The sequence below is a fragment of the Mesorhizobium sp. B283B1A genome (assembly GCF_020165735.1).
Classification (GTDB): Bacteria; Pseudomonadota; Alphaproteobacteria; order Rhizobiales; family Rhizobiaceae; genus Mesorhizobium; species Mesorhizobium opportunistum.
This window is the reverse complement of the sequence record NZ_JAIUIQ010000036.1, coordinates 13,833-38,448: the sequence shown is the minus strand read 5'-3', so window position 1 is coordinate 38,448 and position 24,616 is coordinate 13,833. Positions and strand designations below refer to the sequence as shown.

Sequence of the window (24,616 nt, the reverse complement as noted above, 5' to 3'; positions counted from 1 at the left end):
AAACGCTGCCTTTAAAAATCCAGACCGCCGGCAAAGGCTCTTAGATCCTGTGCAAGCAAAGCGGGCTGCTCGAGGGCTGCGAAATGACCACCGCGCGGCATCGCTGTCCACCGGCGGATGTCCTTGAAGACGCGTTCGACCCAGCTTCTTGGCGGCATCGGCAGCTCTTTGGGAAACAAAGCCACCGCAAGCGGAACGTTGATCGTAGTGCCGGGCGCGAATGCAAGCGGGCGAGCGCGCGTTTCCCAATAGAGCCGCATCGACGAAGCGACGGTCCGGGTGAACCAGTAAAGCGAGATGTTGGCGAGCATGTCGTCGCGCGAAAAAGCGGCGTTACCCAGATCGCCGTCGCAATCGCTCCAGTCGCGGAATTTTTCGATCATCCAGGCTGCCAGTCCGACCGGCGAATCCGTCAGCCCGTAGGCAAGCGTTTGCGGACGCGTCGCTTGAATATGAGCATAGGCGCCATGAAGATCCGCCCATCCGGCTTTCCGTTCCAGGAAGGCGCGTTCTTCCGATGTCAAGTCACCGTCCGGGCCTGCATCGTGAGTAGGGGAGAATGAGCCGGGGATGAAATTGAGATGCACCCCGGCGAGACTGTCTGGATGCGCATGCGCCAGACATGTCGACACGCTAGCGCCCAGATCGCCACCTTGCGCGAAATAGCGTTTGTAGCCGAGACGGCGCATCAACTCAGCCCAAAGGTCGGCGACGGTGAACAGGTTGAGACCAGGCTTGGTCGGCCGGCTCGAAAAGCCATAGCCGGGAATCGAAGGGACCACGACGTTGAAGGCATCCTCCTGCCTTCCGCCATGCGAAAGCGGGTCTGTCAGAAGCGGGATCAACTCATGAAATTCGAAGACGCTGCCTGGCCAGCCATGGGTGAGTATGATCGTTCTGCCGGTCGCAACAGCGGCGCGCGCATGGATGAAATGGATGGTTTGGCCGCCGATATCCGTCTGGTAGTGCGGATGGGCGTTCCAGGCGGCTTCATGCTTGCGCCAGTCGAAGCCGGTGCGCCAGTGCTGCATAAGCCGGCGCAGGTCCTCGTGCTCTGTTCCCTGCGCCCAGCCTATTGCCTGCAATTGGTCCGGCTCGCGCCAGTTCGAGATGCGCTTGTTTAAATCATCGATTTCAGACTGGGCGATCTCGATGGTGAAGGGGCAAATTTTCATGGGCTGCTCTGCTCGCCGACCATGAGGTTCCGGGCGGCCATAAAGTCGCGGCGTCGCTGCCAGTTCGTGCGAAGCGCTTCCGTCGACGCTTCGATCGAGACCGCTGAGAAACGCAGACGCGCGCCGACAGGCGCTTGTGCGAGCCGCCACAGGTCGGCTTCGATCACCGTAGCGATCTTCGGATAGCCGCCGCAAGTGTTGGCATCGGCAAGTTGGATGATCGGCTGGCCGGACGGTGGAACCTGGACAGTGCCGGGTACGATGCCGTGCGACAGCAATTCCATCGGTGACACGAGCGAGAGCGTCTCTCCGGAAAGGCGATATCCCATCCGGTTGGCGTCGTTGGTGATGCTCCATTCGCTTCCGGTGAAGGCTGCCTTGGCCTCAGGGGTGAAGGCGTCGAACTCCGCGGCCGGCAGAACTCGCAACTCGATTGCCGAGGCAAAGCCGTCCACCGCGCCGCGTCGCTCTTCCAGCGCTGCGCCGATGCCGCCTGCGGGAAGCCGGCATTGCGCCGGGTTGAGCGCAAGCCGGTCGCCGCGCGACAGGCCGCGTCCAGCGAACCCGCCGAAACCGCCTTTCACATCCGTCGCGCGCGACCCCATGACGGGCGGCAGATCGAGCCCGCCGGCGAAGGCGATATAGGAACGAGCACCGATGCGCGGGGCTTCGAGCACAAGGGTCTCGCCGGCGCGGATCGTCGTGGCCCACCAGGGAGGGCAGGGCCGATCGCCGACGCTGACGGCGCAATCCGCGCCGGTGACGGCGACGGCGGTGTCGACATGCGCGCGCAGCCGGAACGGATGAAGCGCGACCTCAATCCCGGCAGCCGAGGGATCATTGCCCAGCATGAGATTGGCGATTGCCAGCGCTTGCCTGTCCATGGCGCCGCCATGGCTGACCCCCAGCGCAAGATGGCCTGGCCGGCCGAGATCCTGGACCGTGTTCGGCAGGCCGGTGGTGAGGATCTCGATCATGCCTCAATCCCCGCGATCGTGAATCGGATCGTGTCTCCGGGCCGGAGCAGCACGGGCAATTCCGCTTCGGCGTTGAATAGCTTCACGTCGGTATGGCCGATCATGTGCCATCCGGACGGCGCAGTCATTGGCATGACGCCCGCCTGCGCACCGCCGATGATGACGGCGCCCTCATTGACCTTCAGGCGAGGCGTACTGCGCCTTGCCCAGGCAAGCCGTGGGTCGAGACCGGACAGATAGGGAAAGCCCGGCATGGCGCCGATGGCGGCGACGGTGTAGGCGGCTGCCGCGTGGCGCCTGACGGTTTCGTCGACAGACAGGCCGCAATGCGCGGCCCAGCCGGCGAGGTCCTCGCCGCGCGAGCCGCCATAGCTGACGGCCATGGTATGATGCGTGCCGGTCACCGCATGGGCATCGGTGCTGGCCCAGAGCGACTTCAGCTGATCGCCGACGCTGTGGGCGTCCGTGGAGAGCGGGTCAAACACCACTAGCAGGTTGTTCATGCCGGGAACGGTCTCGCGCACCCCTTCGAGGCTCAGCGCGGCATTCGCTACCGCCCAGACCAGCTCCTGGGTGGCATCATCGAAAGCCCCCTGCGCGCCATCGAGCAGCAGCGCGGCTGATCCTGCAAGGCTGATGTAGGGCGTACCGACAACCATTCGCGGTCAGTCCTTCACCGGCATCGTATAATTCAGGATCAGGCGGCCGCCATCCGGATAGATGGTCTGCCCGACAATGTAGGAGGCGTCGTCGCTGGCCAGGAAGGATGCGACGCTGGCGATCTCCGAAGGTTCGCCACAGCGGCCGCTCGGCGTGCGCGACAGGATGGTCTGGCGCTGCGCTTCGCTGGCCATGACCGAGCTCTTGACCATGTCGGTCAGGATGGTGCCGGGGCCGATGGCGTTGACGCGAATGTTATGCGGAATCAATCCGACGGCCATCACCGCCGTCAACTGCTTGATGCCACCCTTGGACACGGCATAGGCGACGGAATTGGGAATGGCCAGGATGGCGTTGATCGACGACATGTTGATGATCGAGCCGCCGCGTCCCTGCGCGATCATGGCCCTTGCCGCGGCCTGCCCGAGAAGGAAGGGCGCCTTGAGATTGACGCGCTGAACCAGGTCGAAGGCTTCCTCGGGGAAGTCGACAAAATCGTCCAGATGGATGATGCCGGCATTGTTGATGAGGACGTCGACACCGCCGAATCGCTCCGTGGCCTTGGCAACAACATCGGCTGCCATTTGCTGGGTGCATTCGGAGAGATCCGCCGATAGCCAGGCGGCACGCTCACCAAGACGTTCGGCATGCTCGCGTCCGCGATCGGCCTGCACGTCGACAAGCACCACCTTGGCGCCATCGGCATGAAAGCGCTCGGCGCAGGCAAGACCCAGGCCTTGTGCCGCCCCGGTGACGATCACGACTTTTCCTGCGTGCTTCACGGCGAAATCCTTTTTTTCACAGCCATATGGATATGTTATCCAATTTATCTTGAACTCCGGTCCTTTTGCAAGCCCGGATGATGTTGATTGAATTGGAGGAAAAGGCTGTGTTTACGCGTCCCTGCGCGGTTCCAGTTTTTTTTCGACATGCCACCGTAAGTCGGGTTGACACCGCTCATCTAATTATGATTGGATACTATATTCACAACGGGCAGTCCGCAGGGGAGAGTGGGACATGGCAGATGGGCCTCAGGAAAGCGAACTGATGGACGCGTTTCGCGCTCTTGCCACGCCTTTGATCAGCGACAATCTCGCTCGAGTCCCCGGAGCTGTCGGGTTACGGCCATTTCATCGGGTCAGTGGCGTCATGGTGGGGAGGGCGCTGACGGTCAGGACTCGCCCCGGCGACAACCAGTTCATCCATCGTGCGCTCGATCTGCTGCAGCCCGGAGACGTCATTGTCGTTGATGGCGGCGGCTACGAGGGGCGCGCGCTGGTCGGCGAGATCATGACAAGTGTCGCAGCGTCGCGTGGCGCGGCGGGCATTGTCATCGACGGCGCCATTCGCGATGCGGGGGCCATCGGCCGCAATCCGTTTCCATGCTTTGCACGGTCGGCGATCCATCTCGGACCTTACAAGGATGGACCAGGAGCCATCAATGTTCCCGTCAGCGTTGGGGGCATGGTCGTCGGTCCGGGCGACATCGTCGTGGGTGACGAAGATGGCGTCGTGGCATTTCCAGTCGACGGTGCGACGGCTTTGCTGGCCGCCGTCCGGGCGCAAGAGGCCCGCGAGGCCGAAATCATGCTGAGCATCCGGGAGAACCGATATCAGGGCGCGTATGCCCGGGCAGCCGGCGGCAGCCACTGATCTGCAGGTCAGGCCCATGCCGGTGACAAGTCGCAGGGCGGGTCGGCGACCCTGGTGAACAGCACCCGCTCCGCGCCAACGAGGGGGGTGAACCACCCGAACCTCCCGCAGGTGGTTCGGCAACATGGCAGCAGAACGCATTCCGGGCACGCTGTCCGGATGCTCCAACAGGGGAAAATGGAGAGAATAATGGTTGTTTCCTTCAAGAAGCTTGCTTGCGCCACCGCCCTTGCCGGGTTGGTCATGACAACGGTGGCCACGGCCGCCGACATCAAGATCGGCATCGTCGCCCCGATGACTGGCCAGTTGGCCAGTGAAGGGCAGGATATGGAAAATGCCGTCAAGATGGCGATCGACGCCGTCAACGCCAAAGGTGGCGTCAACGGCGACAAGATCATCACCACGACCGCTGACGACGCCTGCGATCCGCAGCAGGCGGTGACCGCGGGCAGCAAGCTTGTCTCGGAAGGCGTGACCGCCATCGTTGGCGGCTACTGTTCGGGTGCCGTCTTGCCGACATTGAAGATCTACGGCGACGCCGGCATTCCGTTCGTCATCATCGGAGCGAACTCGACCAAGCTGGTCGCCGCCAATCAGGGTAATGCCTTCCTCGCCAATTCGACCGGCGACATGCAGGCGACGACAGCTGTCGAGCTCTTCAAGAAGAACGGCTACAAGAAGATCGCGGTCGTGGACGAAGGCGATGCCTATTCATCCGACCTGGCCAAGCTGACCGCCGAAGCCTTCAAGGGCGCAGGCGGCGAAATTGCCACCAAGGAGACCACCACGGCCGGCGAGCAGGATTATTCGGCGGTCGTCACCAAGATCAAATCAAGCGGCGCCGACGCTGTCTTCTGGACCGCCTACCATGCCGGCGGCGCACTGCTCACCAAGCAGCTTCGGCAGGCCGGTTTCCAGGGCGGCATCGTGCTGGGCGACGGCAACAATTCGCCAGAGTATCTGCAAATCGCCGGGTCGGCCGGTGAGGGCGTGTATCTGTTGTCCCCGCCCACGGTCGACCTCTTGTCCGGTGCGGCCGACTTCAAGGCCAAGTACAAGGAAACCTATGGCCGCGATGCCGGCGCCTATGCGGCTCTTTCTCATGATGTAGGCGACCTGATCGTCGATGCGATCACGCGGGCCAAGTCGGCGGATCAAAAGGCCATCATCGAAGCGCTCAAGGCAAGCGACTTCAAGGGCCTTGCCGGTGAAATAAAGTTCACCGACAAGAACACACTGCAGACGTCAAACTTCCGCCCGGTGATCGCCAAGGGCGGCAAGTGGGTGGCTGTCGAATAAGGCGAAACGGGTTGAAGCCGAGGCGGGCCTTCTGGCCGCCTTGGCTTCATTGCCGATTGCATGGTGCGGTGACGCTGCGCCCAGCCAAGACTCTCTCAATTCTGTGCCCGGAGCATCAATGACGCTCGACCTGCTTATTCAGCAACTGGTGAACGGTCTTATCGTTGGTTCGTTCTATGCCCTGATCGCGCTTGGCTACAGCATGGTCTTCGGCGTCATCAAGCTCCTGAATTTCGCCCACGGCGACATCTACATGAACGGCGCCTTCGTCGGCCTCATCGTGTTTTCCTTCGTCGGCATATGGGTCGGCAATGGCTGGCTGGGCGTGGTCTGCGCCCTGCTGGTGTCGATGCTGGTCGTCGGCTTGCTCGGCGTCGTCATCGAGCGCTTCGCCTATCGGCCGATGCGCAATGCGCCGCGCCTCTCCATCCTCATCACGGCGCTTGGGGCCTCGATGGTGCTGAACGGCACAGCACTCGCCCTGACCGGCGGGCGGCATTACGCCTTCAACACGGATCTCGGTTTTGCCGGTGTCGACATTTCCACCGTTCACATCACCTACACGCAGATGGTGCTGGTGGCGGCCTCCATCGCTCTTATGGCCGGGATGCAGGCCTTTGTCTCACGCACCATGTATGGCAAGGCGATGCGCGCCGTGTCCATCGACATGGGGGCAAGCCGCCTGATGGGCATCGATGTCGACCGGGTGATCGCACTGACCTTCTTCATGGGTTCGGCCCTCGCCGCCGGCGGCGGGGTCATGGCCGGCGCCTATTATGGCAGTGTCCATTTCTTCATGGGTTTCATCATGGGGCTCAAGGCCTTCACCGCCGCTGTTATTGGCGGGATCGGCAGCGTGCCGGGCGCCATGCTTGGCGGATTGCTGCTCGGCCTGCTCGAGGCTTTCGGCTCGTCCTTGCCCTTCGTCGGCTCGGAGTGGCGTGATGTCTTCGTTTTTGGGACCCTGATTCTGTTCCTTGTGTTCAAGCCGACCGGCCTTCTTGGCCGCTCTGTCGTGGAGCGGGTGTGATGATCGACGAAGGGAGAACCATGCCGGCCGCCGGGCAACCGCAATTGATGCGCTGGTCCTTCGTGCTGCCCGGCCTGGCGGCACTCGCCGTCGCGCTGGTGTTGCCGCAGTTCGCCAACGCCTACGTGACGGAGGTGGCGACCACGGCGCTGCTCTATGTCGTGCTGTGCCTGGGCCTCAACATTGTCGTCGGCTATGCGGGCCTGCTCGATCTCGGCTACGCCGCCTTCTTCGCGGTTGGCGCCTACACATCAGGCATCCTGACCGCGGAATTCGGGTTCAATTTCTGGCTCACCATCCCGGTCGCCATGGCGGCAGCCTGCGTAGCAGGTATCATCATCGGTGCGCCGACATTGAGACTGCGCAGCGACTATTTGGCGATCGTGACGCTCGGCTTCGGCGAGATCGTGCGCATCATCGCCCGCAACCTCGATATCACCGGCGGCGCCAGCGGCCTCATCGGCATCGAACGGCCGGAGATCTTCGGCTTCAAGCTGATGCAAGTGCAGCACTTCTACTATGCGTTCCTGGTGCTTGCGGTGCTTACCGCATTCGTCTGCCTGAGCGTCGAGCGGTCGCGAATGGGGCGAGCGTGGTTCTACGTTCGCTATGATGAGGACGCCGCCGCCGGTATAGGCATCAACCGTGTCACGGCCAAGCTGCAGGCTTATATGATGGGCGCAGTGATCGCTTCCGTGGCCGGATGCCTCTACGCCGCCAAGATGACGGCCATCTCGCCGGAGAGTTTCACCTTCAATCAATCGCTTCTCATCTTGCTTGGCGTCGTCCTGGGTGGCATGGGCCGCATTCCCGGCGTCGTCCTGGGCGCTATTCTGGTGGCTCTGCTCCCGGAGGTGCTGCGCGGGGCGGGGACTTATCGTCCACTGGTGACCGCGGTTGCGCTGCTGGCGATCATGCTCTTCAGACCGAACGGGCTGTGGCCAGACAAGCGAGTTTGACCATGGCCTTGCTGGAAGTCCGCGATCTGCGCCTCAGTTTTGGGGGACTGAAAGTCCTTCACGATATTTCGTTCTCGGTTGAGAAAGGTGCCATCAACAGTCTCATCGGTCCGAACGGCGCCGGCAAGACGTCGCTCTTCAATTGCCTGACCGGCTTCTACAAGCCGAAGGGCGGCTCGATCAGCCTGGGCGGCCGACCAATTACCGGTTTGCCGCCGCATCGCATCACCGCGCTCGGGCTCGCCCGCACGTTTCAGAACATTCGGCTGTTCAAGGAGATGAGCGTTCTGGAAAACGCCATGTCCGGCCAGCATTGCCGCAGCCGCCACGGCATCGTGTCGGCCATCCTGCACTTGCCGTCGCAGCGGCGCGAGGAAGAGGCGATCCGCGCGGTCGGCATGCGCTGGCTCGATTTCGTCGGCATTGCAGAGCATGCGCATCGCCATGCCGGCGGCCTTTCCTACGGCGATCAACGGCGGCTCGAACTCGCGAGGGCGTTGGCGTCGACACCCGAGCTTATCCTGCTGGACGAGCCCGCAGCCGGCCTGAACGAGCGCGAGAAGCTGGACCTTGTACATCTGATCCGCCGCGTTCGCGATGAAACCGGCGTCACCGTCCTGCTGATCGAGCACGATATGGGGCTGGTCATGCAAGTGTCGGAAAAGATCGTCGTGTTCGACTACGGTCAGAAGATCGCCGATGGTGCGCCGGAGGCCGTCCGCGCGGACCCAAGGGTCATCGAAGCCTATCTCGGCACGGAGGATTGATGGACTCCGAGATTGTTCTCAGCGCGGACCGTATCGTTGCCCGCTATGGCGCCATCGAAGCGCTTCATGGCGTCAGCCTTTCGGTCAAACGCGGCCAGATCGTCGCCCTGCTTGGCGCGAACGGCGCCGGCAAAAGCACGGTGCTGCGCACGCTGTCCGGCCTCATTGCGGCGTCCTCTGGAAATGTCCGCTTCCTGGGCGAGGACGTAACCAAGGTCCCAGCCCATCGCCTGCCGCATCGCGGGCTCGTCCACGTCCCGGAGGGAAGGCGTATTTTCGGCGACATGACGATCAAGGAGAACCTTGACCTCGGCTCGTTTACGCTGGCCGACGACGTCGAGCGCCGCCGGCGGCTGGATCACGTTTTTGAACTCTTTCCCATCCTGGCGCGCAGAAAGAATGGCGATGCAAGGAACCTCTCTGGAGGAGAGCAGCAGATGCTCGCGATCGGCAGAGCCCTCATGGCCGCGCCCAAGGTGCTCCTGCTCGATGAGCCGTCAATGGGCCTGGCGCCGCAACTGATCAAGGAAGTCATGAACATCGTCCAGCGCCTCAATCGCGAAGGCGTGACCATCCTGCTTGTGGAGCAAAACAGCAAAGTCGCCTTGAAGTTCGCCGACTACGGCTATGTTCTCAAGGCCGGGCGTATTGTGCTTGAGGGACCAGGTAGCGAGCTCGCGAGCAATGAAGCGGTCATCAGCGCCTATTTGGGTGGTGTTGCGGCCTAATCGGCTCGCAAGTCCGGGTCGAAACAAGAGCAGTGCGCGTACGCGAAGGGCTAACGGATCATGAACTCTATACTGTAGTCCGGCTGTACAGCATCCCATCCCTGGGGGGATTGCCATCGCAGGGCACCAATTTGATTTCTTCGCCCGTCCGACTCGACATCGCTCCCGCAGATTAGTCGTGGATGGAGTTGGGCGATGGGTAAACGGAGGCTTCACAAGGTTTTTGCGGAGCGCGGCTGTCGCTGTCTAGAGTTGGAGACCTTGCATTGCCTTACACGAAGATCCTTGTCGCCAACCGGTCCGAAATTGCCATCCGCGTCTTTCGCGCGGCCAACGAGCTCGGCCTCAAGACCGTGGCGATCTGGGCGGAGGAGGACAAATATTCGCTGCACCGCTTCAAGGCCGACGAGAGCTATCAAGTCGGGCGCGGCCCGCACCTTGCCAAGGACATGAGTCCGATCGAGAGCTACCTGTCGATCGAAGAGGTGATCCGCGTCGCCAGGCTGTCCGGCGCCGACGCCATCCATCCCGGCTATGGCCTTCTGTCGGAAAGCCCTGAATTCGCAGATGCCTGCGCCGAGGCCGGCATCACCTTCATCGGACCGAAGCCCGACACGATGCGCCGGCTCGGCAACAAGGTCGCCGCGCGCAATCTGGCCATCCAGGTCGGCGTGCCGGTTGTGCCGGCAACGGACCCGCTGCCGGACGACATGGAAGCAGTCAAGCAGCTCGCCAGGACAGTCGGCTATCCGGTGATGCTCAAGGCATCATGGGGCGGCGGTGGGCGCGGCATGCGCGCCATCCGCGCGGAAGCCGACCTCGCCCGCGAGGTGATGGAAGGCAAGCGCGAGGCCAAGGCCGCCTTCGGCAAGGACGAGGTCTATCTCGAAAAGCTGATCGAGCGCGCCCGCCATGTCGAAGTCCAGGTGCTCGGCGACACGCATGGCAACGCGGTGCATCTGTTCGAGCGCGACTGTTCGATCCAGCGCCGCAACCAGAAGGTCGTCGAACGGGCGCCGGCGCCCTATCTCAGCGAGGCATTGCGCCAGGAGCTTTGCGGCTATGCGCTCAGGATCGCGCGCGAGACCAGCTATATCGGCGCCGGCACGGTGGAATTCCTGCAGGACGCCGACACCGGAAAGTTCTACTTCATCGAGGTCAATCCGCGCATCCAGGTCGAGCACACCGTCACCGAGCAGGTGACAGGCATCGACATCGTCAAGGCGCAGATCCACATATTGGACGGCTTTGCCATCGGCACGCCGGAATCGGGCGTGCCGGCGCAAAGCGACATCAGACTGAACGGTCACGCGCTGCAGTGCCGCATCACGACCGAGGATCCGGAGCATAATTTCATTCCGGATTACGGCCGCATCACCGCCTATCGCGAAGCCGCGGGTTTCGGCATCCGCCTCGACGGCGGCACCGCCTATTCGGGCGCGGTCATCACTCGCTTCTACGATCCGCTGCTGGAAAAGGTGACGGCGTGGGCACCGACGCCGGTCGAGACGATCGCCCGCATGAACCGGGCGCTGCGCGAGTTCCGCATCCGCGGTGTGGCCACCAACCTCACCTTCCTTGAAGCGATCATCAATCACCCGAGCTTCGCCGACAATTCCTACACGACCAAGTTCATCGACACGACGCCGGAATTGTTCCAGCAGGTCAAGCGCCAGGACCGCGCCACCAAGCTGCTCAATTACCTGGCCGATGTGTCGGTCAACGGCCATCCAGAAACGCGCGGCCGGCCCATGCCGAAGGCCGATGCGGCGGCACCTATCGTGCCCTATCTCAACGGCAATGTGCCCGGTGGCAGCAAGCAGAAGCTTGACGTGCTCGGCCCACAGAAATTTGCCGCCTGGATGCGCGAGCAGAAAGAGGTGCTGGTCACCGACACGACGATGCGCGACGGCCACCAGTCGCTGCTCGCCACCCGCATGCGCACGCATGACATTGCCGGCATTGCCGGCACTTATGCGCGGGCGCTGCCGCGGCTGCTGTCGCTGGAATGCTGGGGCGGCGCCACCTTCGATGTCGCCATGCGCTTCCTCACCGAGGATCCATGGGAGCGGTTGTCGCTGGTGCGGGAGGCTGCCCCCAACCTGTTGCTGCAGATGTTGCTGCGCGGCGCCAACGGCGTCGGCTACACCAATTATCCCGACAATGTCGTACAGCATTTCGTCAAGCAGGCGGCGTCGGGCGGCGTCGACTTGTTCCGCGTCTTCGACTGCCTGAACTGGGTCGAGAACATGCGCGTCGCCATGGACGCGGTCGGCGCCGAGGGCAAGCTGATCGAAGCGGCGATCTGCTATACCGGCGACATCCTCGATCCGGCGCGCGCCAAATACGACCTCAAATACTATGTCGGGCTGGCGAAGGAATTGCAGGCCGCCGGCGCCGATATCATCGCCGTCAAGGACATGGCCGGGCTTTTGAAGCCTGCCGCCGCGCGCGTGCTATTCAAGGCGCTGCGCGAGGCGACCGATCTGCCGATCCATTTCCACACCCACGACACATCGGGCCTGTCGGCGGCAACGGTGCTCGCGGCGGTGGACAGCGGCGTCGACGCCATCGACGCGGCCATGGATTCCCTCTCGGGCAACACATCGCAGCCTTGCCTAGGCTCGATCGTCGAGGCGCTGAAGGGAACCGAGCGCGATCCCGGCCTCGACCCGCAATGGATCCGCAACATCTCCTTCTACTGGGAAGCGGTGCGCAACCAGTACGCCGCCTTCGAAAGCGACCTCAAGGGGCCGGCCTCGGAAGTCTACCTGCACGAGATGCCGGGCGGTCAGTTCACCAACCTCAAGGAGCAGGCGCGTTCGCTGGGGCTGGAAACGCGTTGGCACGAGGTGGCCCAAGCCTATCACGACGTCAATCTGATGTTCGGTGACATCGTCAAGGTGACGCCGTCTTCCAAGGTGGTCGGCGACATGGCGCTGATGATGGTGAGCCAGGATCTGACCGTTGCCGACGTCGAAAACCCGGCCAAGGACATTGCCTTCCCGGACTCGGTCGTCTCGATGCTGCGCGGCGATCTCGGCCAGTCGCCTGGTGGCTGGCCTGCGAAGCTGCAGAAGAAGGCGCTGAAGGAAAGCAAGCCGATCACCGTGCGGCCGGGCTCGCTGCTCAAGCCAGCCGACCTCAAGGCCATCCGCAAGGAGATCGAGCAGAAGCTGGAGCGCAAGCTCTCGGAGTACGAATTCGCCTCCTGGCTGATGTATCCGAAGGTGTTCACCGACTTCGCCGCCGCGCAGGAAACCTACGGGCCGGTCAGTGTGCTGCCGACGCCGACCTATTTCTACGGCATGAAGTCCGAAGACGAGATCTTCCTGGACATCGAAAAAGGCAAGACACTTGTGGTGCGCTGCCTGGCGATCGGCGATGTCGATGAGAAGGGCATGGTCACCGTGTTCTTCGAGCTCAACGGCCAGCCGCGCCGCATCCGGGTGCCGGACAGGGCGCATGGCGCCTCGGCGGCCAAGGCTCGGCGCAAGGCCGAGCCCGGCAACGAGGCGCATGTCGGCGCGCCGATGCCGGGCGTGGTCTCCGCACTTGCGGTTGCCGCCGGCCAGGCGGTCAAGGCCGGCGACGTGCTGTTGTCGATCGAAGCCATGAAGATGGAGACGGCGCTGCATGCCGAGCGCGACGGCACGGTCGCCGAAGTGCTGGTCAAGGCGGGCGACCAGATCGATGCCAAGGATTTGCTTCTTGCTTACAGTTGACGGTTTGGACAGGAATAGCTTCGCAGCCTCGGCTTCAGCTGAAGAAAGACAAGCGATAGCACTCGACTACAAATCCTTCCTCATCTTCAATACTTCGATCGCTGCCGCCCTGAGCGGCCATCTGAGATCATCTGCCGGCCGGGCCCGTTCGCGATCTCGACATTCCGATCGAGATTGTCGCTTGTCCGACGGTGCGCGAAGGCGATCGCGTCGCGCAACGCGCGGCTGTCCGCCGCTGAACGGTGCGGCGCGCCGCGCCTTGTCGAAATCTTGTTCGAAGGAACCCGACGGCTGAACTCCGAAGACGACATCGATCGGGTGCTCGACGAAGCGCGGCAGTTTCACGCTTTTCGCATGTCGAGTATCTTGAGTTTCTGGCAGACGAGGACCTAGGCACGGTCGCCCCCCGAACAGACCGGCGCGACTGCTCGTCGCTGCCTAGCTGTGGGCTTTCGGGAGGTTGTCCATTCGGACCGGACCGGGGAGACTGGAGTTACCAGGCTTCAGCACTCACCGGAGGGTCCGAATGAACATCCACAAGAAATGCCCGTCTCACGCCGCTGCGTCGAGAGGAGATGGCGCTGTCGGTGATAGAGGGCGCTTTTTCCAAAGCCCATGCGGCGCGCGTCTATGGCGTGTCGCCAAGATCGTGGCGCGCTGGGTGGAGCGCTATAAGGTCGAAGGGCGGGCCGGCACGGTCGACCGTTCCTCGCGGCCCGCCCATACGCCGCAGGCCCCGCTGCGTCGATCGCCGAACGCATCGTGGCGCTGCGGCGGCTACGTTGGACCGGCAAGCACGTCGCCCATGAGGTCGGCGGCTCGCCCGCTACCGGCAGTCGGGGTACTCAAGCGTGCCGACTGCCGCGGTTGAGGGATATCGAACCGGCCGAGCCGATCCGACGCTACGAGCGCGAGCATCCTGGCGAGATGATCCATATCGACATCAAGAAGCTCGGTCGTTTCGAGCGCATCGGTCATCGCATCACCGGCAAGCGCACCGGCAATGCCAGCTCGCGCGGTAGCAGTTGGGAGTTCGTCCATGTCTGCATCGACGACGCCTCCCGCATCGCCTTCTCGCAGATCCTGCCCGACGAGAAAAAAGAAAGCGCCATCGCCTTCCTCAAGGCGGCGGTGGCCTATACGCCAGCCTCGGCGTCACAATAGCCCGCGTCATGACCGACAACGGCTCCTGCTACAGATCAAAGGCGTTCGCCAAGGCCTGCCGCGATGTCGGCCTCAAGCATGTCACGACAAGCCCTATACGCTCAAAACACCTATCAGTCGCCTCGCTCTAACCGAGAATAACCTGTTGAGGCTCCGCACCTAGCTCGGCGAGACGCGGCTGATCGACAATGTGAAAGTGTAGTCACCACGCGCTCGGTAAGGCTTAATGCAGGCCGCCGCCACGCCAGAAAGCTCAAATCCGGGATTCCCGCCGCCCCCGCTGCTGAACCGGTCGGATCTGTCGCCGCCTTACCAAGATCAGCGGTGAAAATCTGATGGTTCCATAAGATAGATTACGCGACTTTCAGCAGTAGATGTTAGTATTTCTTGATTATATGACTGCAATAATGGCTCATTTTGCAAATCTTTTTTGGTCATTATAGAATAACACTCTCATTGTTGCAACAGCATGGCTTACCGGCGTCTCAGGTGAGACGGGCCTTCGCTCGCCTCCCCTCCCGGCGCACTCACTTGTGCGGCATGCAATAGACGCCCTCGGATTCCATAAGTACCGCGGCACCCCTTCAACTCGCTCAATGCGCGACCCACGCTTGCGAATAAGTGCTGCAGGCACCCACGGCCGTCAGCCACAGAAGAGGAAGAGCGTAGCACGCCGTCTGATTGCCAGGTTCTGGCTTCACTGTGCCGGTAGCGGCCGGCCCAATGCGGCTTGCTGGTGCCACCGAGTTCGGGGCGCGGCATGGAAGACGAGCTTGCGCGAGGACCGCGACTACCATTCCGTCAAGCTCGATGATTCCAGCTGTCCCGTTCCGACTTATGCGAGTCTGGTCGAGACCGACACAGAGGGAGACTTCTCGCTCATCTGGTCCCGCCGCACCGCAGAATGATCCATCTCGACACGAAGCCCCACCGCAAGGCGGGGCTTCGCCATGTTCAGGTCAGGCGCAGCCTAGGCCTCTGTCAGATGCAGCAGGTTACGCTTTGGCCCGCGCCTTGCGCGCCTTCTTCACCGGCGACTTGATTGCAGCCGCAGTTGTTTTTGCTGCCGCCGCTCGCACGACCGGCTTGCGTTTTTCTACCGCAGCAGGAGTGGGCGCTGGCGCTTTGCGCCCGAGTCCAATTGATTTCGCCAGGGCCGACCGGGTCGCCGCATAGTTCGGCGCCACCATCGGATAGTCGGACGGCAGGTTCCATTTCTGCCGGTATTCGTCGGGGGTCAGGTTGAAGTGCTGAAGGTGCCGCTTGAGCGATTTGAATTTCTTTCCGTCTTCCAGACAGATGATGAAGTCAGGTGTCACCGATTTCTTGATCGAAACTGCCGGGTCCTGTTTTACCACAGGTTCTACCGCCGGCGTGCCGATGCCATTCAGGGCGGCATGGATGTCGCCGATTAGTTTCGGCAACTCGCCAACCGGTACTGGATTGTTCGATACATAGGCGGCGACAATGTCAGCCGTTATCGACACGGTATCCAGTTTGTTGCCTTGCTCGAGAGCAGTGGTCATATGATTTCCTTTTTTTATCGGATGAATTGAGCGACGTTTGATTTTTCTGCCCTGCCCACGACGCAAATAGTACATTTCTTTGTTAAATCCACCTCTCTTGCGCAACATGACAAGAGTAAGTTTCGCTTCTGTCGTCCCATCGGCTGGGATGCTTTTGCCTATCTCATCTAAAGCGAGGAGCTCCCTTCACTTTTCCGCCCGTTCCAGCTGTGCAGAGCAATGCCGCTGGCTCACGCCCTGTCTACAGAGTTTCTATCAACGCGCAGTGTGCACGATCGCATCTTTGTAGCGTGGGAGGTTTCGAGGGGAACACGATCTGGCATTTGAAGTTTGCTCATAAGGGAGCGCCTGCTTTGACGAGCTTCGCCCACTCAAGCCTTGCGCCCTTCATCATCTGGATCAAGGCTCGCGAGATACGATTTTCGCCGGTAGCGACGAAGATCGCGAAAGCTTCCCGCGCAAGCGCTTGACTGCGGCGTCGGCGCTGGCGCACCGGCGGAAGTCCGCTGTTCGGACTTCGTGCCGGCCGCTGCTCGCGCCAACTGTGGCTAAGTTCGCCTTCCTATCCGCTCTTCACGCCGTTCAGCATCGAACGCCTGCTTTCCCTTCGCGGCCCAAAGGCTTCGTGCATGCTCGCCTTCTAGGCTCTGGAGCTTCGCGGTGATCCAGAGCATCGCGCCGTATATGGTCGCGCGATCGTCGTTGGTCAGATCAACGATGCCTGCCTTGACGACGAGACCGCCGAGTTCGATCAGATGTCGGGTGCGCTTGCGACGCTCGACCTGCCAAGCGCGCATGTCATTGCGAGCCCGTGCCGCCTGCCGGCGATTGTGGGCTGCCCGGTTGTGCTTGAGCGCGGCGAAGGTTACGTTGAGATGCCGGAGCAGCTCGCCGGGACCGGCTCTCGAAAAACATCACTCCACGCTTGGCCCATGCCTCACGCTTCGCGGTGTCTTTCGTCTCGGCAATTGCGACCAGTGCGCCAGCCAGTTCGTCGCTGCTGAGTTGATCGGCGCCGGTGGCGATCACCAGCTCGCCAAGCTGCTGCACCTTTCGCGTTTTGAGTTCTCGCGCCTTGTCTTCCAGCGCCTTCAGTTCTGCGTCGAAGTCGCGTGGTTTGCGCATGGCTGTCTCCATTGATTGTCGATCTCTGGATGATAGTTGAGCGCCCGCTGGAAGGCTTCAGGGTTGCCGAGACAGCCCGGGACGGGCTGGTCCATCCCGAGATTTTTTCGAGGGAGGGCGCGCTTATACGTCGTGCCGACGTACGCTTTGACGTGCAAATGATCTGGTCGCGATGGCGATCTATCATCTTCATGTCAAGGTCATTGGCCGCAAGGCAGGCTCAAGCGCTGTCGCGTCAGCCGCCTACCGTTCAGCCTCGCGGCTGCGCGACGAGCGCATCGAACGCACGCATGATTTCTCGGCCAAACGTGGCGTCGTTCATTCCGAGGTGATGCTGCCGGAGAACGCACCCGAAGCCTGGCGCGACCGCGAGAGGCTGTGGAACGATGTTGAGGCCTTGGAGGTACGCAAGGATGCCCAGCTTGCCCGCGAGGTCGAGTTTGCGCTGCCGCGCGAACTCAGCCAGGCGCAAGGCATCGAGCTGGCGCGCGACTTTGTACAAGTCGAGTTTGTCAGCAAGGGCATGGTCGCCGATCTCAATGTGCACTGGGACAGGGCAGAGGATGGCAGCCCCAAGCCGCATGCTCATGTCATGCTCACCATGCGGTCGGTGGACGAGAATGGTTTTGGTGCCAAGGTTCGAGACTGGAATGCTACCCAGCTGGTGGAGCGCTGGCGCGAGCGATGGGCGGAGCTTGCCAATGAACGCCTGGCCGAACTCGACATCGACGCGCGCATCGATCACCGCAGTCTGGAAGCGCAGGGCATTGCCCTGGAGCCGCAAACCCAGATTGGTGCACCGGCTCAACGCATCGAGGGCAGTGGCCTAGCTGCTGGCGATATCGAAGCCGATCGCGCCGAACTGCATCGCGAGATCGCGCGCAACAATGGTGCGCGCATCATTGCCGATCCACCCATGGCGCTCGATGCCATCACGCATCAGCAGTCGACCTTCACCCGAAAGGACATTGCGAAGTTCTCGCATCGCCACAGCGACGGAATGGAACAGTTCAACGAGGTGGTGGCCGCCATCAGCAACGCGCCTGATCTGGTCGAACTCGGCAAGGACGGACGCGGCGAAGATCGCTTCACCACCCGGCAGATGATCGACACTGAACAGCGCCTTCACCGCGCTGCGCAGCGTATCGATTTGGACGAGCGTCATGCGGTGAGCAACGCACATCGCGAGGCAGCACTGGCGCGGGCTGCGCAACGCGGGCTTGTCCTGTCAGGCGAGCAGACCGATGCACTTGCGCACATCACCGACGGTCGTGGTCTTGGTGTCGTTGTCGGCTTTGCCGGAACGGGCAAGAGCGCCATGCTGGGCGTTGCGCGCCAGGCATGGGCAGCGGCGGGCTACGAGGTTCGAGGCGCGGCACTGTCCGGCATTGCCGCCGAGAATCTTGAAGGCGGATCAGGCGTCCCGTCACGCACCATCGCCAGTATGGAGCATAGCTGGGGACAGGGCAGGGATATGCTCACCACGCGCGATGTCCTGGTGATCGACGAGGCCGGCATGGTCGGCACGCGCCAGTTGGAGCGCGTGCTCTCCCATGCGGCCGACGTTGGCGCAAAAGTCGTCCTCATCGGCGATCCGCAGCAGTTGCAGGCAATCGAGGCCGGCGCTGCATTCCGCTCCATTCACGAGCGTCATGGCGGCGTCGAAATCGGCCAGGTGCGTCGGCAGCGCCAGAACTGGCAACGCGATGCCACGCGCGATCTGGCAACCGGCAGGATCGCCGCTGCGATCAGCGCCTACGAGGCCGAAGGCATGGTGCATCACGCCGCAACGCGCGACGAAGCGCGAGGTGAACTCGTCGAGCGCTGGGATCGCGACAGGCAGGCGCATCCAGAGGCAAGCCGGATCATCCTCACCCACACAAACGACGAAGTGAGCGTACTCAACCAGGCGGCGCGCGAGCGCATGCGCATTGCCGGCGATCTCGGCGACGAGGTTCATGTGAACGTCGAACGCGGTGCAAGGGCCTTCGCCAGCGGCGACCGGGTCATGTTCCTGCGCAACGAGCGCGGGCTTGGCGTCAAGAACGGCACGCTCGGCATCGTGGAGGAAGTCAGCACACAAAGCATGATGGTTCGCGTCGACGATGGGAGGTCGGTTCGCTTCGACCTGAAAGACTTCGCGCACATCGACCACGGCTATGCCGCGACCATCCACAAGGCGCAGGGCATGACCGTCGACCGGACCCATGTGCTCGCCACGCCGGGCATGGATGCGCATGGCAGTTACGTCGCACTGTCGCGGCATCGAGACGGGGTGGATCTGCATTATGGCGGCGACGACTTCAGTACGCGGGAGCGGCTGGTCCGTACGCTGTCACGGGAGCGCGCCAAGGACATGGCGTCGGATTACGAGCGGATCGACCCGGCGCGGAGCTATGCCGAGCGGCGCGGCATCACCTTCCGCGAGCGTGTCGCAGAGATCGTGCGCAAGGTCGTGCCTGAAAGGCTACGCAACATGTTCGACGGCCGGCGCCCTTCGGCAGATGGCGCGCCCGACTTCGACGCCATGCGCAGGCCGGAAAGAGAGGAAGTGCGCCTCGAACCCGCAGCGCCCGCCAGAGTGATCGCCGAGGACGGGCAAGCGGCGTTGCGGAAAGCCCGAACCGATGCGCTCGTGCGTCATGCCCGCGCCATGGACGCGATATTCAGCGACGAGGGCGCAGGAAACAAGGCCAGCCCGATGCGGTTGCGCGAATTGGCTGACGCCCGAAAAGCCTTCGACGAGGTGCGGCCCCATGGCTGGCGCGATGCCGAGGCGGCTTATGTCAAGAGCCCGGAACTTGTCGCCGAGGCCGCCGGCGGACGGATCAACCGCGCCATCCGCGCCCTCCAGCTTGAAACTGAAATCCGCACCGGACTGGACAACGATCCGGGCCGCCGCGCAGACCATTTCGTGGAGCGTTGGCACAAACTCGACCGGACCAGCCAGCACCAGTATCAGGCGGGTGACATGTCCGGCTACAAGGCCACGCGATCGGCGATGGGTGACATGGCCAAAAGCCTCGAGCGCGATCCGCAGCTTGAATCCATCCTCGCGAACCGCAAGCACGACCTTGGCATCAGCGTCGACTCTGGTCGGCGCCTTGGTGCGGAACTCGCATTCACCCACGGCATCGACCTCGGGCGGGGCCGGGGCATTGGACTCTAGACAGTCCTATCTGCCGCCGTCTCTATGCCGGGGTACGATGACGCGGAAAACCCTCTTGCGCGCTCGCAAATGTCTGCCCTCTCTTGATCAGGAGCAGTCAAAAACAACCAGCAGGAGGCAGTGCGTCCATGCGCGAACCAGACCGTATCATCCGCTTGAAAACCGTCGTCTCCCGGACAGGTCTGTCCCGGTCCACCATCTATCGCAAGATCGCCGACGGCACCTTCCCACGCCAGATCCAGATCAGTATCCACGGTGCAGGCTGGCATGAATCCGACATCAGTCGCTGGATCACCAATCCTGTTTCGTGGCGTCCGCAAGACGAGGATGACAAGTTTTGATGAGGGTGATGCACACTGCGCGGAAAGCTGGCCCTCATCGAGACGCAGCGGTCACGGCGGCAGGGTTACTGCCATGTCCGTCAGGAGCGCCGCCGAGGCGAGCGAAAACGGCAAACCAGAAACGATGGTCGGCCTCGCGCTCATCAAGATGGCTTGCTCAAGCAGGGCAACTTTGGAGCGAAGCGGCCGTGACGGGCTGCCTCCGATCCGGCTTTCTTCGAAGCAGGCTGCATCCTCACCGCCTATAAGGTCCGTCGGCTAACGATTGCCGATCGATCGAGATCATCGCCGGATCGATATTTATGGTGGCGGGCGAGGTCATCCAGCACAGATCGGATATGCGGCCAGGGGAAATCGTCTGGATGTTCCCAGTGCTCACCGTCACGCAGGATGACCTTGAGCTTGGCCAAAATGCCTTCTATGGACGTGGCCGCTGTCCGCGGTAGATCATCCAGAAGCGCGCTTTCGGCTGTTTCCGATTGCCGGATAAGTTCGTCTGCTCTCGTATAGCCGATCTCAGCATCAGCAGCGTCCCAGCGCGCCTGGTGTGCCGCGAAATCCGCAAGCGCCCTGCCCCATTCGACTTCGTTTTCAGGAGAGTAGGCAACGTTCAGGCTCTCGATGGAATGGAGCGTCACGTCCCTACCATCGGCAAGCCGCACCCTTGCGCAGGGAAAGCCGACCGTCCTGGCGAGGTGTGTCTCCAACCGCTGCTGTTCGCGGCACAACGACAGTGTCTCATCGTGGATCTTTTGCCAGTTCCCACACAGACGAAGAGCAGGATCGGCCGCGCTGCTACCGTCCGTCAGTTCGGCGGCCCGAGACTTTCCATGGAAGGGCCATGCCGCCGCGGCCGTGGCCGTGCCCGCCAGCAAGCGCCGCCGGGTGACGAAAAACGCACTCATGCTATTGTCGGAATCAGCCATGATCCGAGCTCCTAACAGCTGGGTTGTGGTGAGGCCGCGTCGAGTGTTCGCGCATTCGATGCGGCCGCTTTCTAAAAACGAAAGGATTATTAGTTTTTAGAAAGAAGATGTCAACGTTTTCCGAAAAGGCTTGCGATTTTCGGGAGTTATCACCAGTTTGCGGAATGGATTCTTCTCAATGTCGCGCCGCACGAGCGCTGTTGAAATGGACGCAAGAGGATCTCGCCGCCCGCTCCGGCGCGAGTGCTGTTACCATTCGCAATTTCGAGAACGACCGTTCTGTTCCTCAAACTGGAACGCGATACCTCCTCCAAAAAACGCTTGAGAATGCCGGCATCGAGTTCATCCCTGAAAATGGCGGTGGTGTCGGTGTGCGCTTGTCACGGCGTTCCGAAAGTACGTAGGAGCACGTTCTTGACCTGTGGACGTGATGCGAGTTCTTCAACTAGATCGCCTAACAGCGCACGTTTGCTATCCGAATGCAGCAAATCAACCAATTCGGCTGCGTCGCCGATTACGGCTTTGCGAACCGCGTTGCCAAAGCTCACGTCATAGAGCTTGGCGTTTTCCCGCCCTGCAAAAATGCGGTCCAATCGCTCATCATGGCGCGGCGCTTCTCAATCATGGTTTCACGCCGATATGCGGCCTCAACATCGCTGTTGATGGCATGGGCGAGCGCAAATTCCCGCATGTCTCTTGGATAATCTGACAACTCGCCTGCCCAATCCGAAAACGTTGACCGCAGCCCATGGGGCACGGCTGGACGCTTCGAGTTTTTGTCGAGCCAGCCCGTGCGGCCCGCCTCGATCTCGTTTTCGTGCATCCGTCTCATGGTCGCACTCAACGTCATGTCGGAGAGCATGCCGCCGCGGATCGCCGGAAACACATATTTTGTGTCGGCGGTCGCGGCCTCTTTCATCGCAGTTAGGATTGTCATTGCCGCATCGGATAGCGCCACAACGTGCGGGCGCTTCATTTTCATTCGCGACGCCGGCACCGTCCACAACTTGTCGTTCCAATCGATTTCCGACCATTCCAAACCGCGCACTTCACCTGATCGCGCAGCGGTCAGGGTCGCGAATTCCAATGCCCGTGCACCCGTGCCTTCGCGTTTGCGCAATGCTGCGAACCACGTGGGCGCGTCTTTCAACTGAACGGCGGGCTGATTATCGACTGTCGCAACCTTGCTTGGCTTGGACAACATGGCATTGAGATTGCCCTTCCACTGTGCCGGATTGTCGCCCTCGCGGTGTCCGTGTGCCTTTGCCCAATCAAGCACGCGTTCGCAACGTTGCCGCAAACGCGTGGCCGTCTCCGTCTTGGTCGTCCAGATCGGCTTAAGGATTTCGACCATGTGATGTTTGGTGACTTCGGAAACGGCAAGATTGCCGATGACGGGCATTGCATACTTGTCCAGCGTGGATTGCCATTGCTTCCGATGCTTTTCGTTCCTGAATTCCGCCAGCGTGTCGACAAGGAATTTGTCAACGGCATCGCGGAATGTGAGATGGCGCTTTGCGGCCTCGATCGCGGCTTTGCGACGCTCGCGCTTCTCTTGAAGCGGATTGATGCCGTTGCGGATTTTGTCTTTGGTCGCCCTCGCCCGCTCGCGGGCTTCGCCCAATGATACGTCATGCCCGCCAAGACCCATTTCGCAACGCCGGCCATTGACGTTTGTTGTGCGCAATAGCCATGACCGGCCGCTGCCCGGCGTGATTTGGAGCATGAGCCCGGCAACACCGCCGACAGCAAACACAGCGTTGCCCGGTGTGGTCGATCCGGGGTGTTTCAAGTTCTTGACGGCTAGTGCTGAAAGTTCCTTCGCGATCTTCGGCATTTCTCTATCCCATCATCTTACCCGCCAAAAATAATGGCATTGGATGATGCGGAGTGCAACGGCGCGAGACAGCCATTTTAGGTTAAAGCATTGATATTACCTTATGATTTTCATTGATTGAGACGACATGAGACAGCAATATGGCTGCCGCTCTCTCCGCCATATCATCAAAAAAATCAACAGCTTATAGTGAATTTCATAACTTACCCGCCAAAGAGCCCATCATGCAGGATGCTATTGATTTAGGCAGCATGCGACGGCATGAGACATCCGGCCGGGGCGCCATTCCCATCATAAGACGATATCTTAGACCCATCGAGATCACAATTCTGGCAAAGGCGATGAGCGACTACTAGGCTGGGGTGAATCTGGCCTTTCTGTGTAGCGCTGTTCTGTAAATCCTTTGCGGCCGCCTCGATCGACACCGCGCGCGCGTCTTCGATGAATTGCTTAATCGCCTCTTCGCTCATGCGGGTACCACGCCTTGCGACATGTTATGCTGCCGCACTTTCCGAAGGGGGACACGATGCTGATGCGCGTCTGCTGGTTGTTGATTGGGGTCGCAGTTGGAGTTGCTGTGACTTTGGCGATCACAAGCCAAACTTGGCTGATCGCAAGCCTTGAATACAATCTGACCTGGGACCGGGGCCGAGATTGGGTTGGAGCTTTGTCCGGCTGGGCAGCATTCGTCGCAGCAGCGGCAAGCTTGCCCTATTTGATAGGACAGTGGCGCGAGGCCAAAAAGCAAACGAGATTCGTGATCGGCGACGAAGATCCAACCCTCGACGTCATCGAACATTTGAAAGACAAAAACACGCTTGTTATCAGAATAGTGAACTGGAATAGACGGGCGATCTTCGTGAAGGACATTGCGGTCGCGTCCAAAACCAAACCCTCGAACATGACGGACCAGGCTGTCGTTTGGGACGCCAAGAACGAAGATGGTGATGTCGACGCGAAACTCCCCGTTCAGATCAAGGGCTGGGAAGATCGAGCGGCAAGGCCCGGCTTTGCGAGCCTCGATATCCTCCTGATTAGACAAGCAGCCGGTAGCGAGGAGAACTGGACGGCAGACAGCGTAGTGCCTTTCCCGCAGGATGCGAGCATAGATCGCTACATCGCAACACCCACTATCGACGAGGCGTTCTTTTGCTATCTACGGAGCGCGGCTTAAATAGTCGAAATTCCATTTTGAGGAAGAGTCTGGCCGATGTCCTCCGAAGGCAGAGGGTCACGACTGCCTTTGCGGCTGACTACCCTCCTGCTGGTGTTTCTAGGAGCAGTCCATTCCTGCTGCGCATGGCAGGGTACCTTGTTCGAACCGCGTTTGCGAGCTGTCCGTCATGTTCCCCCCATTCCTCAGCCAAACGGCGTTTGCGTATCTACGTCGGCCCGTAACGCCCGATTCAGCATTCCAGCACTTCCGACTCACTATTGGTAACGGTACAGGGTTGCTCAGGTTAATAAAAGAAAGATTTGCCGTGAAACGCGACAGGCGCATGGAATTTGCCGCGTAGCCAGTAAGATGAATTCGGTTGTACGAGTGTACAACGAA

The 24,616-nt window shown here is 61.2% G+C and carries 23 protein-coding genes and 1 pseudogene; 14 read left to right on the top strand and 10 right to left on the bottom strand.

The genetic code is table 11. The features are described 5' to 3' along the window. Window positions 1–11: 11 nt before the first annotated feature. From LB577_RS25270 to LB577_RS25255, 4 genes are read right to left on the bottom strand one after another with little or no spacing between them, the layout of a single operon-like run. The gene (locus tag LB577_RS25270; RefSeq protein ID WP_224689384.1) at window positions 12–1,175 is read right to left on the bottom strand and encodes an epoxide hydrolase family protein; all 1,164 of its coding nucleotides are present in this window, start codon (window positions 1,173–1,175) and stop codon (window positions 12–14) included. Further along, window positions 1,172–2,152 (bottom strand): biotin-dependent carboxyltransferase family protein, encoded by a 981-nt coding sequence (locus tag LB577_RS25265; RefSeq protein WP_224689383.1) that lies wholly within the window; start codon window positions 2,150–2,152, stop codon window positions 1,172–1,174. The genes LB577_RS25270 and LB577_RS25265 overlap by 4 nt, the downstream gene beginning before the upstream one ends. Continuing rightward, entirely contained in the window at window positions 2,149–2,811 is a 663-nt protein-coding gene (gene pxpB / locus LB577_RS25260) for a 5-oxoprolinase subunit PxpB (protein WP_224689382.1), read from the bottom strand. Before pxpB ends, LB577_RS25265 begins: the two co-directional genes overlap by 4 nt. 6 nt (window positions 2,812–2,817) lie before the next feature. Further along, window positions 2,818–3,594, bottom strand: coding sequence for an SDR family NAD(P)-dependent oxidoreductase (locus tag LB577_RS25255; RefSeq protein WP_224689381.1), 777 nt, complete (start codon window positions 3,592–3,594; stop codon window positions 2,818–2,820). A 235-nt stretch (window positions 3,595–3,829) separates the two neighbouring features. Here LB577_RS25255 and LB577_RS25250 point away from each other — a divergent pair, with 235 nt between their 5' ends. The 7 genes from LB577_RS25250 (at window position 3,830) to pyc (ending at window position 12,973) form a co-directional block, all read left to right on the top strand. Next, window positions 3,830–4,465: an RraA family protein gene (locus LB577_RS25250; protein WP_224689380.1), complete on the top strand. Its 636-nt coding sequence runs from the start codon at window positions 3,830–3,832 to the stop codon at window positions 4,463–4,465. Between the two features lie 189 nt (window positions 4,466–4,654). Further along, window positions 4,655–5,764, top strand: a complete 1,110-nt coding sequence (locus tag LB577_RS25245; RefSeq protein WP_224689379.1) for a branched-chain amino acid ABC transporter substrate-binding protein — start codon at window positions 4,655–4,657, stop codon at window positions 5,762–5,764. Window positions 5,765–5,882: 118 nt separating this feature from the next. After that, window positions 5,883–6,794 (top strand): branched-chain amino acid ABC transporter permease, encoded by a 912-nt coding sequence (locus LB577_RS25240; protein ID WP_109660147.1) that lies wholly within the window; start codon window positions 5,883–5,885, stop codon window positions 6,792–6,794. After that, window positions 6,794–7,753 (top strand): branched-chain amino acid ABC transporter permease, encoded by a 960-nt coding sequence (locus tag LB577_RS25235; protein WP_224689378.1) that lies wholly within the window; start codon window positions 6,794–6,796, stop codon window positions 7,751–7,753. Before LB577_RS25240 ends, LB577_RS25235 begins: the two co-directional genes overlap by 1 nt. 2 nt (window positions 7,754–7,755) lie before the next feature. Then, complete coding sequence (locus tag LB577_RS25230; protein ID WP_224689377.1) at window positions 7,756–8,520, top strand: ABC transporter ATP-binding protein; 765 nt, start codon at window positions 7,756–7,758, stop codon at window positions 8,518–8,520. After that, the gene (locus LB577_RS25225) at window positions 8,520–9,248 is read left to right on the top strand and encodes an ABC transporter ATP-binding protein (protein WP_224689376.1); all 729 of its coding nucleotides are present in this window, start codon (window positions 8,520–8,522) and stop codon (window positions 9,246–9,248) included. The genes LB577_RS25230 and LB577_RS25225 overlap by 1 nt, the downstream gene beginning before the upstream one ends. Window positions 9,249–9,514: 266 nt before the next feature. Next, the gene (gene pyc / locus LB577_RS25220) at window positions 9,515–12,973 is read left to right on the top strand and encodes a pyruvate carboxylase (protein ID WP_224689375.1); all 3,459 of its coding nucleotides are present in this window, start codon (window positions 9,515–9,517) and stop codon (window positions 12,971–12,973) included. Window positions 12,974–13,039: 66 nt separating this feature from the next. Here pyc and LB577_RS25215 read toward each other — a convergent pair whose 3' ends face one another. Beyond that, window positions 13,040–13,318, bottom strand: a complete 279-nt coding sequence (locus LB577_RS25215) for a hypothetical protein (protein ID WP_224689374.1) — start codon at window positions 13,316–13,318, stop codon at window positions 13,040–13,042. 181 nt (window positions 13,319–13,499) lie between these two features. Here LB577_RS25215 and LB577_RS25210 point away from each other — a divergent pair. Continuing rightward, window positions 13,500–14,244 (top strand): annotated as a pseudogene (locus LB577_RS25210) (DDE-type integrase/transposase/recombinase); the annotation flags it as partial. Between the two features lie 489 nt (window positions 14,245–14,733). Further along, window positions 14,734–15,045 carry a DUF736 family protein gene (locus tag LB577_RS25205; protein ID WP_109659107.1) on the top strand — a complete coding sequence of 104 codons (312 nt, stop codon included), beginning with the start codon at window positions 14,734–14,736 and terminating at the stop codon, window positions 15,043–15,045. A gap of 87 nt (window positions 15,046–15,132) precedes the next feature. On the opposite strand, the gene LB577_RS25200 is transcribed toward LB577_RS25205, so the two are convergent. The 3 genes from LB577_RS25200 to LB577_RS25185 all read right to left on the bottom strand — a co-directional run bounded on the left by LB577_RS25200 (window position 15,133) and on the right by LB577_RS25185 (window position 16,788). Continuing rightward, the gene (locus LB577_RS25200) at window positions 15,133–15,663 is read right to left on the bottom strand and encodes a MucR family transcriptional regulator (protein WP_224689409.1); all 531 of its coding nucleotides are present in this window, start codon (window positions 15,661–15,663) and stop codon (window positions 15,133–15,135) included. Between the two features lie 548 nt (window positions 15,664–16,211). Beyond that, window positions 16,212–16,460 carry a conjugal transfer protein TraD gene (locus LB577_RS25190; protein ID WP_224689373.1) on the bottom strand — a complete coding sequence of 83 codons (249 nt, stop codon included), beginning with the start codon at window positions 16,458–16,460 and terminating at the stop codon, window positions 16,212–16,214. Window position 16,461: 1 nt separating this feature from the next. Then, on the bottom strand, window positions 16,462–16,788 hold the full coding sequence (locus LB577_RS25185; protein ID WP_224689372.1) for a conjugal transfer protein TraD: 327 nt from the start codon (window positions 16,786–16,788) through the stop codon (window positions 16,462–16,464). 172 nt (window positions 16,789–16,960) lie between these two features. Here LB577_RS25185 and traA point away from each other — a divergent pair, with 172 nt between their 5' ends. Both traA and LB577_RS25175 read left to right on the top strand, forming a co-directional pair. Continuing rightward, a complete protein-coding gene (traA, locus tag LB577_RS25180; RefSeq protein ID WP_224689371.1) occupies window positions 16,961–19,957 on the top strand; it encodes a Ti-type conjugative transfer relaxase TraA in 2,997 nt (998 codons plus the stop codon). A gap of 128 nt (window positions 19,958–20,085) precedes the next feature. Further along, a complete protein-coding gene (locus LB577_RS25175) occupies window positions 20,086–20,298 on the top strand; it encodes a helix-turn-helix transcriptional regulator (protein ID WP_027030983.1) in 213 nt (70 codons plus the stop codon). 242 nt (window positions 20,299–20,540) lie between these two features. Here LB577_RS25175 and LB577_RS25170 read toward each other — a convergent pair whose 3' ends face one another. Continuing rightward, window positions 20,541–21,224 (bottom strand): hypothetical protein, encoded by a 684-nt coding sequence (locus LB577_RS25170; protein WP_224689370.1) that lies wholly within the window; start codon window positions 21,222–21,224, stop codon window positions 20,541–20,543. Window positions 21,225–21,331: 107 nt separating this feature from the next. Here LB577_RS25170 and LB577_RS25165 point away from each other — a divergent pair, with 107 nt between their 5' ends. Next, the gene (locus LB577_RS25165; RefSeq protein WP_224689369.1) at window positions 21,332–21,628 is read left to right on the top strand and encodes a multiprotein-bridging factor 1 family protein; all 297 of its coding nucleotides are present in this window, start codon (window positions 21,332–21,334) and stop codon (window positions 21,626–21,628) included. A 140-nt stretch (window positions 21,629–21,768) separates the two neighbouring features. On the opposite strand, the gene LB577_RS25160 is transcribed toward LB577_RS25165, so the two are convergent. Next, window positions 21,769–23,061, bottom strand: a complete 1,293-nt coding sequence (locus LB577_RS25160) for a tyrosine-type recombinase/integrase (protein WP_126070410.1) — start codon at window positions 23,059–23,061, stop codon at window positions 21,769–21,771. A gap of 140 nt (window positions 23,062–23,201) precedes the next feature. Between LB577_RS25160 and LB577_RS25155 the strand changes: the two genes are divergently transcribed. Together LB577_RS25155 and LB577_RS25150 are read left to right on the top strand one after the other, a co-directional pair. After that, window positions 23,202–23,417, top strand: a complete 216-nt coding sequence (locus LB577_RS25155) for a hypothetical protein (RefSeq protein ID WP_224689368.1) — start codon at window positions 23,202–23,204, stop codon at window positions 23,415–23,417. Window positions 23,418–23,587: 170 nt separating this feature from the next. Further along, the gene (locus tag LB577_RS25150) at window positions 23,588–24,235 is read left to right on the top strand and encodes a hypothetical protein (RefSeq protein ID WP_146211757.1); all 648 of its coding nucleotides are present in this window, start codon (window positions 23,588–23,590) and stop codon (window positions 24,233–24,235) included. The last annotated feature ends 381 nt before the right edge of the window (window positions 24,236–24,616 follow it).

Coding starts and splice junctions, on each gene's coding strand:
- LB577_RS25155 (WP_224689368.1), top strand. CDS start 23,202: ATGGCTGCCGCTCTCTCCGCCATATCATCAAAAAAATCAACAGCTTAT.
- LB577_RS25150 (WP_146211757.1), top strand. CDS start 23,588: ATGCTGATGCGCGTCTGCTGGTTGTTGATTGGGGTCGCAGTTGGAGTT.
- LB577_RS25235 (WP_224689378.1), top strand. CDS start 6,794: ATGATCGACGAAGGGAGAACCATGCCGGCCGCCGGGCAACCGCAATTG.
- LB577_RS25245 (WP_224689379.1), top strand. CDS start 4,655: ATGGTTGTTTCCTTCAAGAAGCTTGCTTGCGCCACCGCCCTTGCCGGG.
- LB577_RS25160 (WP_126070410.1), bottom strand. CDS start 23,061: ATGCCGAAGATCGCGAAGGAACTTTCAGCACTAGCCGTCAAGAACTTG.
- LB577_RS25190 (WP_224689373.1), bottom strand. CDS start 16,460: ATGCGCGCTTGGCAGGTCGAGCGTCGCAAGCGCACCCGACATCTGATC.
- LB577_RS25185 (WP_224689372.1), bottom strand. CDS start 16,788: ATGCGCAAACCACGCGACTTCGACGCAGAACTGAAGGCGCTGGAAGAC.
- LB577_RS25170 (WP_224689370.1), bottom strand. CDS start 21,224: ATGGCTGATTCCGACAATAGCATGAGTGCGTTTTTCGTCACCCGGCGG.
- LB577_RS25250 (WP_224689380.1), top strand. CDS start 3,830: ATGGCAGATGGGCCTCAGGAAAGCGAACTGATGGACGCGTTTCGCGCT.
- LB577_RS25225 (WP_224689376.1), top strand. CDS start 8,520: ATGGACTCCGAGATTGTTCTCAGCGCGGACCGTATCGTTGCCCGCTAT.
- LB577_RS25205 (WP_109659107.1), top strand. CDS start 14,734: ATGCGCGACCCACGCTTGCGAATAAGTGCTGCAGGCACCCACGGCCGT.
- LB577_RS25230 (WP_224689377.1), top strand. CDS start 7,756: ATGGCCTTGCTGGAAGTCCGCGATCTGCGCCTCAGTTTTGGGGGACTG.
- LB577_RS25175 (WP_027030983.1), top strand. CDS start 20,086: ATGCGCGAACCAGACCGTATCATCCGCTTGAAAACCGTCGTCTCCCGG.
- LB577_RS25200 (WP_224689409.1), bottom strand. CDS start 15,663: ATGACCACTGCTCTCGAGCAAGGCAACAAACTGGATACCGTGTCGATA.
- traA (WP_224689371.1), top strand. CDS start 16,961: ATGGCGATCTATCATCTTCATGTCAAGGTCATTGGCCGCAAGGCAGGC.
- LB577_RS25240 (WP_109660147.1), top strand. CDS start 5,883: ATGACGCTCGACCTGCTTATTCAGCAACTGGTGAACGGTCTTATCGTT.
- LB577_RS25270 (WP_224689384.1), bottom strand. CDS start 1,175: ATGAAAATTTGCCCCTTCACCATCGAGATCGCCCAGTCTGAAATCGAT.
- pxpB (WP_224689382.1), bottom strand. CDS start 2,811: ATGGTTGTCGGTACGCCCTACATCAGCCTTGCAGGATCAGCCGCGCTG.
- LB577_RS25165 (WP_224689369.1), top strand. CDS start 21,332: ATGTCAACGTTTTCCGAAAAGGCTTGCGATTTTCGGGAGTTATCACCA.
- LB577_RS25265 (WP_224689383.1), bottom strand. CDS start 2,152: ATGATCGAGATCCTCACCACCGGCCTGCCGAACACGGTCCAGGATCTC.